Source organism: Winogradskyella sp. 4-2091 (assembly GCF_045765065.1).
In the GTDB taxonomy this organism is placed as follows: domain Bacteria; phylum Bacteroidota; class Bacteroidia; order Flavobacteriales; family Flavobacteriaceae; genus Winogradskyella.
The window spans coordinates 107,544-122,715 of record NZ_JBJKOD010000002.1 but is presented as its reverse complement, the minus strand read 5'-3'; the positions used below and the strand labels follow the sequence as shown (position 1 = coordinate 122,715).

Annotated in this window: 11 protein-coding genes and 1 tRNA gene; 10 read left to right on the top strand and 2 right to left on the bottom strand. The window is 32.5% G+C overall.

The window, feature by feature from the left end:
• Positions 1-19 precede the first annotated feature (19 nt).
• Both ACJBCC_RS02915 and ACJBCC_RS02910 read right to left on the bottom strand, forming a co-directional pair.
• Positions 20-655 (bottom strand): 50S ribosomal protein L25/general stress protein Ctc, encoded by a 636-nt coding sequence (locus ACJBCC_RS02915; protein WP_299098473.1) that lies wholly within the window; start codon positions 653-655, stop codon positions 20-22.
• A gap of 257 nt (positions 656-912) precedes the next feature.
• Positions 913-1,854 (bottom strand): ribose-phosphate pyrophosphokinase, encoded by a 942-nt coding sequence (locus ACJBCC_RS02910; RefSeq protein ID WP_407556340.1) that lies wholly within the window; start codon positions 1,852-1,854, stop codon positions 913-915.
• 193 nt (positions 1,855-2,047) lie between these two features.
• Here ACJBCC_RS02910 and ACJBCC_RS02905 point away from each other — a divergent pair.
• From ACJBCC_RS02905 to ACJBCC_RS02860, 10 genes are all read left to right on the top strand, one after another.
• Positions 2,048-2,129 (top strand) — tRNA-Leu (locus tag ACJBCC_RS02905).
• Positions 2,130-2,405: 276 nt separating this feature from the next.
• Positions 2,406-3,785, top strand: coding sequence for a sugar porter family MFS transporter (locus ACJBCC_RS02900; RefSeq protein WP_407556339.1), 1,380 nt, complete (start codon positions 2,406-2,408; stop codon positions 3,783-3,785).
• A gap of 138 nt (positions 3,786-3,923) precedes the next feature.
• Positions 3,924-4,826 (top strand): polysaccharide lyase family 7 protein, encoded by a 903-nt coding sequence (locus ACJBCC_RS02895; RefSeq protein ID WP_407556338.1) that lies wholly within the window; start codon positions 3,924-3,926, stop codon positions 4,824-4,826.
• A gap of 21 nt (positions 4,827-4,847) precedes the next feature.
• A complete protein-coding gene (locus ACJBCC_RS02890; RefSeq protein ID WP_407556337.1) occupies positions 4,848-7,163 on the top strand; it encodes a chondroitinase-B domain-containing protein in 2,316 nt (771 codons plus the stop codon).
• A 55-nt stretch (positions 7,164-7,218) separates the two neighbouring features.
• A complete protein-coding gene (locus tag ACJBCC_RS02885; RefSeq protein WP_407556336.1) occupies positions 7,219-8,265 on the top strand; it encodes a polysaccharide lyase family 7 protein in 1,047 nt (348 codons plus the stop codon).
• 57 nt (positions 8,266-8,322) lie between these two features.
• Entirely contained in the window at positions 8,323-9,576 is a 1,254-nt protein-coding gene (locus tag ACJBCC_RS02880; protein WP_407556335.1) for an Nramp family divalent metal transporter, read from the top strand.
• Positions 9,577-9,583: 7 nt separating this feature from the next.
• Positions 9,584-10,675 carry a type I phosphomannose isomerase catalytic subunit gene (locus tag ACJBCC_RS02875; protein WP_407556334.1) on the top strand — a complete coding sequence of 364 codons (1,092 nt, stop codon included), beginning with the start codon at positions 9,584-9,586 and terminating at the stop codon, positions 10,673-10,675.
• Between the two features lie 35 nt (positions 10,676-10,710).
• Positions 10,711-11,523, top strand: a complete 813-nt coding sequence (locus tag ACJBCC_RS02870) for an SDR family oxidoreductase (protein WP_299098481.1) — start codon at positions 10,711-10,713, stop codon at positions 11,521-11,523.
• A gap of 20 nt (positions 11,524-11,543) precedes the next feature.
• Positions 11,544-12,725 carry a mannonate dehydratase gene (gene uxuA / locus ACJBCC_RS02865; protein WP_299098482.1) on the top strand — a complete coding sequence of 394 codons (1,182 nt, stop codon included), beginning with the start codon at positions 11,544-11,546 and terminating at the stop codon, positions 12,723-12,725.
• A gap of 139 nt (positions 12,726-12,864) precedes the next feature.
• Complete coding sequence (locus ACJBCC_RS02860; RefSeq protein ID WP_407556333.1) at positions 12,865-15,141, top strand: alginate lyase family protein; 2,277 nt, start codon at positions 12,865-12,867, stop codon at positions 15,139-15,141.
• Positions 15,142-15,172: the final 31 nt, after the last annotated feature.

The window sequence follows — 15,172 nt, the reverse complement described above, 5'->3', positions numbered from 1 at the left end:
TATTTGAAATAGGTCTTATCTATTCTTTTACTGCAGCCACGTCATCAGTTTCCGTTGCTGGTACATCTCCTTCTTCGTCTTCATCTTCATCGTCGGCATCAACCACAGCTAATCTACTACGTCTTACTTGACATACTACTGTGTTTTCTGGGTGTAAAAAAGAATAATCTTCGTTTTCTAACTCAGTAATGTAAAGTTTACTACCAATTTTTAAAGGTGTAATATCTACCTCAATAAAATCTGGAAGTTTAGAAGGAATAGCCTTTACTTTAAGTTTACGGTAAGGCATTCTTAAGTTACCACCATTCATTACACCTTTAGAAGAACCTATTGTACGTACAGGAATTTCCATGGAAATTGCTTTATCTTCAAAAATTTGATAAAAGTCAATGTGTGTAATTTTGTCTGTTACTGGGTGGAATTGAATATCTTGCATTATTGCATTATACTCTTCACCATTATCTAAAGTAATCACAACTGTATGTGCGCTAGCAGTGTATACAAGTTTTGAAAAAGCTAATTCTGGTGCTGAGAAATGCAAAGCTTTGTCTCCTCCGTATATAACGCAAGGAACCTGACCAGCATTACGTAGAGCTTTAGTTGCCTTTTTGCCCACGCTTTCTCTTTGAGATCCGTTAATTGTAATTGATTTCATTTTTAAAATGTTTGTTTAATAAAATTTAATTCCCTCATTGTAAGGGCTTGAACTCTAAAGCTTATTTTGCTTAAGAGGGCTGCAAATTTAGACATATTCTTTGAAAATACTAGTATTAACGTAGTATTTTTTGATTTAGACTATAATTTGAAAATGATAACGTGAATGATTAGCAATTAATAGTTGATTCTATTATGCTCTCAAGGTAAACGTTTTGCTATTTGTTTAGGAAATTATAATGTAGCTTAGGTTCTGAATTACATTACAAATTTGTTACTAATAGATTCATTGTGGTGCACATGATGCATTACTTCAGCAAATAAATCTGCACAACTTAGAACTTTTAGTTTTTTGCTTTCACTCTTTAGAGGAATAGAATTTGTAACTATTAATTCTTCAAGTTTTGAGTTTTCTAACTTTTCATAAGCAGAACCAGATAAAATAGGATGTGTACATATTGCTCTTACACTAAGCGCTCCACGTTCCATCATTAAATCTGCAGCTTTAGTTAATGTACCTGCAGTATCAACCATATCATCTACTAACACTACGTTTTTCCCCGTTACATCACCAATAAGTTCCATATGTGAGATAACGTTAGCTTTTGCACGTTGCTTATAGCAAATTACAACATCACTTTTTAGAGCTTTTGAGTATGCATATGCGCGCTTAGATCCACCCATATCTGGCGAAGCAATAGTTAAATTATCTAAATTTAGACTCTTCAAATAAGGTAAAAATATAGTAGAAGCAAATAAATGATCTACAGGTTTCTCAAAGAAACCTTGAATTTGGTCTGCATGCAAATCCATTGTGATAATGCGGGTTGCACCAGCAGCTTCTAACATTTTAGCTACTAATTTAGCAGCGATTGGAACTCTAGGCTTGTCTTTTCTGTCTTGTCTTGCCCAACCAAAGTATGGCATTACTGCTGTAATATGTCTTGCAGATGCACGCTTTGCAGCATCTATCATTAATAATAATTCCATTAAGTTTTTTGGACCAGGATGTGTAGATCCAATAATAAAAACTCGCGTACCTCTTATTGATTCTTCGTAAGACGGTTGAAACTCTCCATCACTATAAGTAGATGTAATCACATTACCTAGTTTAGCGCCATAGGCTTTAGCAATCTGCTCAGCAAGTTCCGTACTTTGAGTACATGCAAAAAATTTAGCTTCTTTAGTTTCAGGTAACATTTGGTATCAGTTGTTTAGTTGATGGTTTGGTATGCTTCTAGTTCGATTCAAATTTAGAAAATTATTTTACTTCAAATAGTATAAATCTCAGTTAATTTTGATTGTTTCACTGAATTAATTTTCTATTTTTGCAATCCGTTATTGGATTAGATATCAAAGATAGTTTTGGTATTGAACATGACCAATTAAATTCGCTCAAGTGGTGGAATTGGTAGACACGTTGGATTCAAAATCCAATGTCGCAAGACGTGTGGGTTCGATTCCCACCTTGAGTACTAAGGGCTTTAACAATTTTGTTAAAGCCCTTTTTTTTATTCTTAAGCTCATATTAGGTGCTATATACTGCAGGTAACATATTTACTGCTCATTCATGATTTGTTATTTTATGTAATTCGTAAAAAACTTCTAATTTCTGCATTCTTTTTTTTGTTGTGGTTCTATTTTTTACTGAAAAATTATTCATTTAACATTTTACTCAGTTTAGATAGCAATTTTATCAATATAATTGTGTTACATTTAGTGCTCTAAATAAACTAAACAACGATTATAAAATGGATAAGAAAACATACCTAATTCTAATCGCAGCAGTGTCTGCATTAGGAGGATTACTTTTTGGATATGATACAGGAGTTATTAATGGTGCTCAATTTTATTTAAGTAAATATTTTGAACTCGATGCAGCTACAAAAGGTTGGGTTGTTGGCAGTGCACTTTTAGGTTGTTTTGTTGGTGCTATTGTAGCAGGACCTCTTAGTATAAAAATTGGACGTAAATGGTCATTAATCATATCTGCAATTCTGTTTTCGTTGTCAGCTTGGGGATCTGGTCTACCTTCGTTTTTACCAGAAACGGTCAGTGTACTTGTAGTATTTAGAATAATTGGTGGTTTAGGTATTGGTATTGCTTCAATGAATGCGCCAATGTACATTGCAGAAATTGCTCCAAGTAACATTAGAGGTCGCATGGTTACTTACTATCAATTAGCAATTGTGGTAGGCTTCTTTGTAGTGTTTTTAGCAACTTACTTTATTGGTAATGGTCTATCGGAAGTAGAGAATATTGCTTTTGGTTGGAAACGTATGTTCTGGTCAGAGCTTATACCAAGTGGCTTGTTTTTGGTGCTCATGTTTTTTATACCAAAGAGTCCAAGATGGTTGGCTTTAAAAGGAAAAGAAGAAAAAGCTATAGAAGTTTTAAATAAAATACATAACGAGAAAGATGCTCTAGTAGAAATTGAAGAAATTAAAAATTCTTTAAAAGCAGAAGGTAACAGCAAGATAAAAGTTAATTATTTTTCTAAAGCAATATTAGGTATAATCGTAATAGGTACTGTGCTTTCGGTTTTGCAACAGTTTACAGGAATTAATGCTGTATTATATTATGGTGCAGATATTTTTGAAAAAGCACTAGGTTTTGGTAAGGATGATGTATTAAAACAACAAATTTTATTAGCATTTGTAAACCTTGTATTTACATTTATAGCAATGTACACTGTAGATAAGTTTGGTAGAAAACCACTTTTATATATAGGGTCTGTTGGTATGATTTTAGGATTTTTGTTGTTAGCAGTCTCATTACAATTAGATGCCGTTGGTGTAATTTCATTAATAGGTGTTTTAATATTTATTGCCTCGTTTGCCTTGTCTATGGGACCAGTTGTTTGGGTGTTGCTGTCAGAAATGTTTCCAAATAAAATACGAAGCGCAGCCATGTCAGTTGCCGTTGCAGCACAATGGGCAGCTAATTATGTTGTTTCGCAATCATTTCCTGTTGTTATGGAAAGTGAAATGAATAACAGTGCAACTTGGAGTGGTTCACTTCCTTATTACATTTTTATTGCGTTTATTTTAATTATCGTAATTATAACGTACAAGTTTATTCCAGAAACAAAAGGGAAGTCACTCGAAGAAATAGAGTCTTTCTGGAAGTAATCCAGAACAGTTAAAATCTGATTGTTTAGTTAATTACCACTATTGTATGCAAATTTAACCGAATTGATTCTTTTAGTAGAAAAAATTAATCTATTTTTGGTTAACCAAAGTGGTTAACCAATTGTAAATAAGCAATTCATGAGTTTAAGATTGATAGTTATATCTCTTATTTGTTCAGGTTTTATAGTTGCATGTGCTAAAAATGATAAAGATGAAGATGTTGAGTTTATCTTTGAAAGTACCGACGATGATCCTGTAATCTATGCTAACATAGATTTTTCTAATTGGAAAGTCACATTACCTGTTGATGAAAATAATAATGGTGGTCCAGATGAGTATCAACCTTCAGAATTAATTAATGGAGGCTACAGAACAAATTCTTCAATTCTACCTTATATGTATGATGACGCTTCAGATTCATCAATAGAATTTTACACAGTTCCTGGAGTTTCAACCACAAACAGTTCATATTCTAGAACGGAGTTAAGAGAACTTATTAATCCTGAGAATGCAAGAGAAAATTGGACGTTAGATGAAGGTGGTACGATGACAGGACGATTAAAAGTAGTGGATATATCTGAAGATAATGAAAGTAACAGCAGACAATATCATAATACTATAGTAATGCAGATTCATGGTATTATTTCTTTAGACGATATGGCAATTCATAGTTTTTCTTCTAATAATGGTCCGCCTTTAATTAAAATGCGTTGGATAGATGGTTACATCTATGCCTATAAAAAATCATTGGTAGATGAGAATACATCTGGCGATGATTTGTTAATTAACTCAAGTGATGTTTGGGTAGATGCATCAACCAATATGGGTTATGTTGGTTTTGAAGAATTTGAATTTAGAATTACAGCATCTACAGGAAAGTTAGAGTTACAATTAAATGATGAAACGCCTTTGGTTTATCAAGATATAAGTATGAGCAAATGGCCTTTTGAAAATTATTTTAAAGCTGGTAATTATTTAGGTTCAACAGCAGACGGAGCATTCTCAAAAGTAAAATATTACGAACTTCAAGTCACACATTAATAATACACAATACAACATCAAATGAAAAATTATTTAATCATTCTTAGTTTATTAATCACACTTATTTCTTGTGGAGAAAAAACGAACTCAAATACAGAATCTAATTTATTAGTTTCAACTAGTGAAGAATTACAGAACGCTATTAAAAATGCGGAACCAGGAGACGATATTGTATTAAAAAATGGTACTTATAATAATCTCGAAATTAAATTGGTAGGAGAAGGTACAGAAGATAGTCCTATTACTTTAAAAGCAGAAACACCAGGAAAAGTGTTTATAGAAGGAGAGTCTAGTTTAGAAATTAGTGGTCATTATTTAGTAGTAGATGGCTTGTTTTTTAGAAACGGACATTCACCGAAAACTAATGTTATCGCCTTTAGAACAAGTGAAAAAGAAGTTGCAAATCATTCAAAAGTAACCAATTGTGTTATTTTAGATTTTAATAATCTAGAGCGAGACCAAGATAATCTTTGGGTACAATTCTACGGAAAACATAATGAATTAAGCAACTGTTACATTGCTGGTAAAACCAATGGAGGACCAACAGTAAGAGTAGATTTAAAAGGAAACCAAAGTATTAGAAACTATCACAAAATTGTTAATAATCACTTTGGGCCCAGACCAAGAAAAGGTGGAGCAAGAGGAGAAACTATTCAGTTAGGAAGTAGTTTTACGTCTATGTCGCCAAGTAATACGTTAATTGCAAACAACTTATTTGAAGAGTGTAATGGTGAAGTAGAAATTATTTCGAGTAAAACCAATTTCAATATTATAAAGAATAATGTGTTTTATAAAAGTGAAGGTTCTGTTGTAACGCGTCATGGAAACTATGTTACTGTAGACGGAAATTATTTTATTGGAGATGGCGTTAATGACCAATATGGTGGAATCAGAATTATTAACACAGGTCATTGGGTCATTAATAACTTATTCTACAAAATAAAAGGAAAGAATTTTAGAAGTCCGATTGCTATTATGAACGGAATTCCAAAATCGCCATTAAACAGATATAATCAAGTTACCGATGTTGTTGTGGCTTACAATACATTTGTAGATTCAGATTCGCCATGGCAATTTGGTGTAGGTACAAACATTGCACAAGCAGATGTATTACCAAAATCTGAAATTAGATCTGCAAGACCATTAAGAACCGAAGTTGTAAATAATGTTATTTATAACTCTAAAGGTGATGCCAACCCAATTATTGAGCACGACAAAGCAGATGGTGTAACCTTTGCAAGTAACGTAATTGATAACAATGGTGTAGAAATTAAAAACAGCCATGGTTTAATTACTAAAGAACTGTCATTAACAGATATAGGAACAGAACTTGCTGTGCCAACAACTGGTTTTGGTGATGTAGAAGTTTACAAAGGGTATGATTTTGAAACTATTAAAACTGATTTGTTAAATAACTCTAGAGAAAAATCAAACCAAATAGGTGCTATTTTAAATGCTGAAAACATTAGTTTAAACTTATTAGATAAGTCTAAATATGGTGCAGATTGGTATTTAGATCAAGTTGAAGCTAAAGCATCTAAAAAACATGCAGTAACAAATGCTTCAGAATTAACAGCTAAGCTAAAAGAAGCGGAAAGTGGTGATGTCATTGTCTTAAATGAAGGTGTTTATGAAATTTCAAAATCATTAGTCATTAATAATTCCATTACCATTCAATCTAAAGGAAATGTTGAAATTGAATATTCAGGAGCAGCAAATACACCAGCTATAGAATTACAGCCTTATGGTAAATTAACCTTAAAAGGAATAAAATTAAAAGGAACTGGTTCTCAATATGCTTTTGCTAGCTTAAAAGAGAATATGTCTAATCACTTTGGCTTAGAGGTGTTAGATGCTGAAATCAGTAATTTTAATTACGCTTTAAAAGTGTATAAGCAATCTTTTTCTGAAGAAATTACCTTTAAAAACACAGCAATTTCTAACTGTGAAAACGGAATTGAATTGTCAGAAGAAACAAACGATAGAGGTGATTACAATACGGAGTATTTAACAATAGATAACTGTCAATTTACCAACGTAAAACAAAATGTTATTGATTATTACAGAGGTGGTTACGATGAGTCTACAATTGGAGGAAACTTACTTGTAACAAATAGTACATTTACCAATTGTGGAGCCAAAGAGAAAAACGGAATGTTATTAAATCACAGAGGTATCGTAAATGTAAATATCAATAACAACACCTTTAAAAATAACAATGTACAGTTTGTATCTATTCTTTGGGGCGCAAAGAACAATGTAGAATCTGATAATACGCTGTCTAATTCAGGTCAAATAAAAACTGAAGAAAACTTGAAGCAGAAGTTAATGTATTAATAAATTCTTCCGAAAGTCAAGAATCTAATACGTTATAACCATACAAAAAATTGAAATGAAAAAACAACTATTAACAATACTAACATTATTAGTAATAGTTGCTTGTAAAGAGAACAGTAAATCGATTTCAGAAGCAAAGCAAGACACTGAGAAAACGATAACTTATCCTAGTGATGTTATTCCTTTTATGGATGAATGGAAGATATTATTAGGAGATGGTACTTTCAATGATTCATTGGTAAATTTTTCAAAGGAAGATTTCTTTTATGTTGAAACAAAAGATGAAACGGATTGGGTAGTTTATAAATCGCCAAATTCTGGGATTACATCACGTACTTCAAGTAATACAAGAACGGAATTAGGTCAGAAAAAACATTGGACACCAGAAATTGGAGGTAAATTAACAGGAACCTTAAAAGTTCAACATGTGTCAACATCTGGTGATGCAAGAGTAGCAGCCTCTTATTCTGTAGTGGTTGGGCAAATTCATAGTGATGAAGGTCATGAAAACGAACCTATAAAGATTTTTTACAAGAAATTTCCTGGTCATACTAAAGGTTCTGTGTTTTGGAACTACGAAATAAATACAGATGGTGAAGACAATTCTGCTCGTTGGGATTTTTCAACAGCAGTTTGGGGATATGATATGTCAGTAGTTGGAGAAACTCCAGATACTTATCCGGAAGAACCAAAAGATGGTATTGCATTGGGTAAAGAGTTTAGCTACGAGATAAATGTTCATAAAGGAATTATGTACTTAACGTTTACCAGTAAAGGTCATGAAACCATTAAGTTCACTAAAAACTTAGTAAAGTCAGATTTTGCAACAAAAGAAAATATTCCTGATCAAATATGGTCCTTATACGCTTCAATTGGTCGTGATGGTATAGAGCGCGACAGTGCTTATGCCGGAGAACTCAATTATTTTAAGCAAGGTGCATACAACCAAACTAATGGTAAAAGTCCTGATGATAACATCGTGTGGTACACTGGTTCAGATACTTACAATGGCGATATAGCAAAACAATATGCTAATGGTTCTTATGCTGAGGTTTGGTTTAAAGAGGCTACAGTAGGTGAAGGCACGCGTCCTACAGAATGAAATCAAACAAGTGTGAGTATATGTATTTAATTATTAATCCAAATTAGAAATTTAGTTATGAAACAAACTTTTAAAAATAAATTTTCAAAATGGATGGCATTATTTCTTCCAGGTATATTTTTACTTGGTTTAAATATTGGTACTGGTAGTGTGACAACTATGGCTAAAGCTGGTGCAGAATATGGAATGTCTTTATTGTGGACCATTGTAGCATCTTGTTTGACAACATTTTTTATGATTAATTTATATGGAAAATATACGTTAGTCACTGGTGAAACTGCTTTACAAGCCTTCAGGAAACATATACATCCTGGTGTTGGTATTTTTTTCATTGTTGCATTAACCGTTGGTGTTTGTGGTAGTGTAATGGGTGTAATGGGTATTGTGGCAGACATTTGTTTTGAGTGGTCAAAAAGTGTCGTAGACGGAGGGATTTCTCCTGTGTATTTTGCCATAACGTTTATAGCATTAGTCTATTTTATTTTTTGGAATGGAAAAACTCAGTTCTTTGAACGTGCATTAGCAGTAATTGTGGCCATTATGTCGGCAAGTTTCCTTTTAAACTTTTTTATTATGATGCCGCCTCCAATAGATATTATTAAAGGTCTCATACCAAATATTCCAGAAACTATAGGTAACGATAAAAGTCCGTTTTTAATAATTGCATCTCTCGTTGGAACGACTGTTTTCTCAGGTTTATTCATCATAAGAACAACGTTGGTAAAAGAAGCAGGTTGGAAAATATCGGACCTAAAAAAACAACGTAATGATGCCATCGTATCAGTAACATTAATGTTTGTTATTAGTGCCTCAATAATGGCAGCTGCTGCTGGTACACTATATGTTGAACGAATTGGTTTGTCAACGGCATCACAAATGATTGGCTTGCTAGAGCCATTAGCCGGAAGTTTTGCAACATCTGTATTTGCAATTGGTATAATCTCAGCAGGTGTTTCATCTCAATTTCCAAATATTTTAATGCTACCTTGGTTGCTTTGTGATTATAATAATTCTGAAAGAAATATGACATTGCCAAAATATAGAATAATGGTATTTTTAATCTCTATATTGGGTCTTGTAGTGCCAATTTTTAACGCTAGGCCAATATTTGTAATGGTTGTATCTCAAGTTTTTAATGCGGTAATTTTACCAGCTACAGTCTTAGGTATTTTATATTTAAGTAACAGATCTGATTTAATGGGAAAACATAAAAATACGTTATTGGAGAACATTTTTTTAGGACTTATTTTGTTGTTTTCTATTTACACATCGTACACTGGTATTACAGGAGTGATAGAAATTTTAAATTAAAAGAAAAATGAAAGAATTGCAAAATTATGCACACATACCATTAAAACAACGTTCCAATAGAGTTTGGAGAACTTATGAAGGTGGTGCATTAATTGATAGATGGAAAAAAGCACCTTCAGAAGAGGATGGCCAAATGCCAGAACAATGGATTATGTCTACGGTTACAGCACGTGGCAATGGTAGACCAGAAAACGAAGGACTTTCTTTAATTGAAACAGAGCAAGGCGTTGTACCATTAAAGGACATAATTAATTCTAATCCAGAATTGTTTTTAGGTAAAGAATTAGCAGAAAAATATGGAACTACAGGTGTACTTATTAAGATGTTAGATTCTATGGAGCGCTTAACCATACAAGTGCATCCAGATAAAAAATACGCTAAAACGATTTTAAATTCTGAGTTTGGTAAAACAGAATCTTGGTACGTGCTAAATACACGAGAAATAGATGGAGAAAAACCTGTAGTTTACATGGGATTTAAAGAACATGTAACTAAAGAAATTTGGAAATCACATTTTGAAACTCAAAACATACAAGGTATGTTAGAGTGTTTACATAAAATTGAAGTAAAACCAGGAGATGCCTTTATGATTTATGGTGGAGTTCCTCATGCCATTGGTTCTGGTTGTTTTTTAATGGAAGTTCAAGAACCTACGGATTATACAATGCGTGTTGAGAAAACAACACCTGCTGGATTAAAAATAGGACCAGAATTAATTCATCAAGGCGTTGGAGAAGAAACCATGTTAGAATGTTTTCACTATAACACCTATAATTTGGAACAAGCGCTCAAGGAGTGGAAAATTACACCAGAAGTTTTAGAGAGTTCTGATGAATTTACATTTAGAACGTTGTTTAATAAAAAACATACCGATTGTTTTGGGTTAAATGAATTACTTTTAGATGGTAATTATACGATGCAAGGTAATGCTAGTTTCTATGTTGCTGTAATTTATTCAGGAGATGGAATTATAACATGTAATGGAAAAGATTACGACTATAAACAAGGCGATGAAATATTTATCTCTGCAGCAATTTCTGAAATTACATTTAAGTCAAAAAGCGCTTCAAAAATTTTACTTTGCTATCCTCCAAATTAAGGGATAGAGATTAATTTTATTATAAAAAATAGATAATGAATTTATTTAATTTAGAAAATAAAGTAATTCTTATTACAGGAGGATGCGGAATTCTTGGTGGTGGTATTGCTAAATATTTAGCAGAAAATAACGCGACTGTAATTTTGTTACATTACAAAGAGCAACCTTTACGCGACGCTGTACAGAAATTAAAAAGTATTAATGCCAAAGTAGAAGGTTACGTTTGTAACGTGGTTGAGGAGGATAGTCTTCAAACCGTTGCAAAAAAAATTGTTGATACTTATGGTAAAATTGATGTGCTGATAAATGCTGCTGGTGGAAATAAACCAGGAGCAACCGTTGGTCCAAATCAATCTGTTTTTGATGTTGATGTAGAACAGTTTAAGCAAGTTATTGACTTAAATCTGTTTGGTAGTATTATACCATCTTTAGTTTTTGGTAAAGTGATGGCTCAAAATAAAATAGGAACAATTATTAATGTATCATCCATGGCTGCAGATAGAGCAATAACCAGAGTTATGGGTTATTCAGCATCAAAAGCGGCAATAGACAATTTTACAAAATGGATGTCTGTTGAGTTGGCTCAAAAATATGGTGATGGAATGCGCGTAAATGCCATTGCGCCAGGTTTCTTTATTGGTAATCAAAATAGAGCATTACTAACTAATGAAGATGGTAGTTATACTGATAGAGGGAATACTATTATACAAAACACACCAATGAATCGTTTTGGAAATGCAGATGAGCTTAATGGCGCTATTCATTATTTAGCTTCTGAAGCATCTAAATTTGTTACAGGAATTGTTATTCCTATAGATGGTGGATTTAGTGCATTTAGTGGCGTTTAATTTTTTTAGATAATTATACTATGGAACAAACATGGCGATGGTACGGTCCTAATGATTCAGTTTCCTTATCAGATATAAAACAAGCAGGAGCAACAGGAGTCGTTACGGCATTACATCATATTCCTAATGGGGAAATTTGGGAAATTGATGAAATAAAAGAGCGAAAAGCAATTATCGAAAAATCAGGTCTTTCTTGGAAAGTTGTAGAAAGCATACCTGTACACGAAAACATCAAAACACGTTCAGGGAATTTTAAAGCGTATATTGAGAATTATAAAACTAGTATATTAAATTTAGCAGCATGTGGCATTAATATCATCTGTTATAATTTTATGCCAGTCCTAGATTGGACAAGAACGTCATTAGATTTTAGTGTTGAAGATGGCTCTAAAGCCTTACGTTTTGATAGCACAGCTTTTGCTGCATTTGAATTGTATTTATTAAAAAGGCCTGGAGCCTCTAAACTGTATTCTGAAAAAGAAAAAACGGATGCTAAAGTTTATTTTGATAATCTCACTGAGACGGAAAGAGAAAAATTATCAAATAATATAATTGCAGGACTTCCAGGAGCAGAAGAAGGTTATTCTTTAGAACAATTTCAAGACGTTTTAAATACATACAGTAATATTGATGCAGATCAATTAAAAAAGAATTTGGTTTCATTTTTAAATGATATAATTCCAGTTGCAGCATCCAAAAATGTATTAATGTGTATTCATCCAGACGATCCACCAATGCCAATTTTAGGATTGCCAAGAGTTGTAAGCACAGAAGAAGATTATGCTTATTTATTTGAACAAGTACCTAATATTGCTAATGGAATAACGTTTTGTACAGGCTCTCTGGGTGTCAGAGAAGACAATAATTTGGTTAAGATCTTTAAAAGGTTTGCTGATAGAGTTCACTTTTTACACTTAAGAAGTACGCAAAGAGATACTAAAGGGAATTTTTATGAAGCTAATCATTTGGAGGGCAACGTAGATATGTTTAGCATAGTAAAAGCCGCTTTAATTGAAGAAGATAGAAGGACAAAAACAAGTGGGTTAGATGCTTCTATACCAATGAGACCAGACCATGGACACCAAATGTTAGATGATTTAAAAAAATCAACTAACCCAGGTTACTCCGGAATCGGAAGATTGAGAGGTTTAGCTGAACTTCGCGGATTAGAGTTTGGTATTAAAAGAATGTTAGATTTATAAATTAAGATTAGCTGAGGTATAATTTTATGCTTCTAACTTTATAAATTAAGTAATTTTTAACAATATACTTTGTTTAGGTATCTAATAACCATATATTTGGTAAACCAATCTGGTAAACCAATTCTAGAACTATAATATTATGAAAATTAAATTATCCTTCAGTTTATCATTTGTCATTGTATCAATGCTTTTCTTGTTTTCATGTGCCAATGAGAATAAAACCCAAACAGGTAATGACGATGAAAAAATTGCAAACAAGGAACATCCAAAACTTATTTTAACAGCTCAAGGTGTAAAAGATATTAGAGCGCAGTTAGGAACAATTCCAATTTTCGATAAATCTTTAGAAGCAGTTAAGGAAGAGGTTGATGCGGAAATTGAAGCAGGTATAGAAGTGCCTATTCCTAAAGATTATTCAGGTGGTTATACACATTCTAGACACAAGCAAAATTGGTTTGTTCTCCATAAAGCTGGCTTATTGTATCAAATTTTAGATGATGAAAAATATGCCAAATATGTAAAAGATATGCTAATGGAATATGAGGCACTTTATAAAACTTTGCCATTACATCCAAAAACCAGGTCTTATGCAAGAGGAAAATTATTCTGGCAATGTTTAAACGATTCTAATTGGTTGGTCTATGTTAGTCAGGCTTACGATTGTATATATAATTATTTAACAGAAGAAGAGAGAAACAAGCTAGAGACTAATTTATTTAGACCATTTGCAGATCATATCTCTGTAGACAGTCCGCAATTTTACCAACGTGTTCATAACCATAGTACTTGGGGTAATGCTGCAGTCGGAATGATTGGTTTAGTTATGGATGATGAAGAATTAATCAATCGTGCTTTATACGGAATAAAAGATTTAAAATTAGACACAACTAAAAAAGATGATGATGGTGGTTTTCTAAACAAAGACGGAAAAGCTGGTTTTTTAGCAAACATAGAAGAGCCTTTTTCGCCAGATGGTTATTATAATGAAGGGCCATATTATCAACGTTACGCTATGTATCCTTTTTTAGTTTTTGCGGAAGGTTTGCACAACGTAAAACCAGAATTGAAAATATTTGAATATAAAGAAGGTGTACTTCTAAAATCTATAAACGCGTTATTGAATTTATCAGATGCTGATGGCGATTTCTTCCCATTAAATGATGGTCAAAAAGGAATGTCTTATTATACAAACGCATTGGTAACTGCAGTTGATGTATCTTATCATTTTGGAGATCAAGATCCAGGTTTATTGTCAATAGCAAAGCAACAAGATAAAGTTTTATTAGACGATTCTGGTTTGGCGGTTGCCCTTGGTATTAAGAATGGAAATGAAAAGCCATTTACAAAAAAATCAATTAACTTATCTGATGGTCCAGAAGGAAAGCAAGGTGGTGTTGGTATATTGAGAAACCAAGATATTGAATTGGTTTTTAAGTATGCATCACAAGGATCTAGCCACGGACATTATGATAAATTGTCTTATTCTTTATATGAAAAAGGAGAAGAAGTAATTCAAGATTATGGATTATCTCGTTTTGTAAATATCGAACAAAAAGGTGGTGGTAATTACCTTAAAGAAAATAAAACTTGGGCAAAACAAACTATTGCACATAATACAGTAACGCAAAATGAAACTTCTCATTTTACAGGTAAATATGACATAGGAAGCTTACATCATTCAGATTTACAATATTTTTCTTCGGACAATGATAATGTTCAAGTAGTAAGTGCAATTGAAAAAAATGCCTATCCAGGAACAACTATGCTCCGCACCATGGCAATCATTAAAGATGAAGATTTTGAGAAACCATTTGTGTTAGACATAATGAAAGTGACTTCTGCCACTGCAAATCAATATGACTTTCCATTTTATTATTTTGGACAAGTATTACAAACAAATTTTAAATACAATTCACCCGAAATATTAAAACCATTGGGTTCAAAAAATGGTTATCAGCATTTGTATTTAGAAGGATCAGGAAAAGCTTCAGATGAGAACACTAAGTTTTCTTGGTTCAGTAATGATAAGTTCTATTCATTAACAACAGTAACCAATACTAAAGATGAATTGATCTTCGCAAGAATTGGAGCAAATGATCCAGAATTTAATTTACGTCGTGATCCTGCATTAATTCTAAGAGCAAAAAAATCAAAAAATAGAACCTTTGTTTCTGTTATAGAATCACACGGAAGTTATAGTGCAGTTTCAGAATCCGCTCTAAATTCAAAAAGTAATATTAAAGACATAAAAACAGTTTTAGATTCTGACGCGTACACGGCTATTTCAATTACTACTATTAATGGTAAAACGAAGTTGTTTATAACCTCGAATACAAATACGTCTAAAGAAGTTAAGCATAATGTAAAAATTGATGATAAGAATTACGAATGGTCAGGTTCTTATTATTTCAATTAAGATATATCATTTAGAGGGTTGTAAAAAATCT

What these genes read in the sequence shown, in the direction of transcription:
- ACJBCC_RS02915 (WP_299098473.1), bottom strand. Translation starts at nt 655, where the DNA reads ATGAAATCAATTACAATTAACGGATCTCAAAGAGAAAGCGTGGGCAAA.
- ACJBCC_RS02910 (WP_407556340.1), bottom strand. Translation starts at nt 1,854, where the DNA reads ATGTTACCTGAAACTAAAGAAGCTAAATTTTTTGCATGTACTCAAAGT.
- ACJBCC_RS02900 (WP_407556339.1), top strand. Translation starts at nt 2,406, where the DNA reads ATGGATAAGAAAACATACCTAATTCTAATCGCAGCAGTGTCTGCATTA.
- ACJBCC_RS02895 (WP_407556338.1), top strand. Translation starts at nt 3,924, where the DNA reads ATGAGTTTAAGATTGATAGTTATATCTCTTATTTGTTCAGGTTTTATA.
- ACJBCC_RS02890 (WP_407556337.1), top strand. Translation starts at nt 4,848, where the DNA reads ATGAAAAATTATTTAATCATTCTTAGTTTATTAATCACACTTATTTCT.
- ACJBCC_RS02885 (WP_407556336.1), top strand. Translation starts at nt 7,219, where the DNA reads ATGAAAAAACAACTATTAACAATACTAACATTATTAGTAATAGTTGCT.
- ACJBCC_RS02880 (WP_407556335.1), top strand. Translation starts at nt 8,323, where the DNA reads ATGAAACAAACTTTTAAAAATAAATTTTCAAAATGGATGGCATTATTT.
- ACJBCC_RS02875 (WP_407556334.1), top strand. Translation starts at nt 9,584, where the DNA reads ATGAAAGAATTGCAAAATTATGCACACATACCATTAAAACAACGTTCC.
- ACJBCC_RS02870 (WP_299098481.1), top strand. Translation starts at nt 10,711, where the DNA reads ATGAATTTATTTAATTTAGAAAATAAAGTAATTCTTATTACAGGAGGA.
- uxuA (WP_299098482.1), top strand. Translation starts at nt 11,544, where the DNA reads ATGGAACAAACATGGCGATGGTACGGTCCTAATGATTCAGTTTCCTTA.
- ACJBCC_RS02860 (WP_407556333.1), top strand. Translation starts at nt 12,865, where the DNA reads ATGAAAATTAAATTATCCTTCAGTTTATCATTTGTCATTGTATCAATG.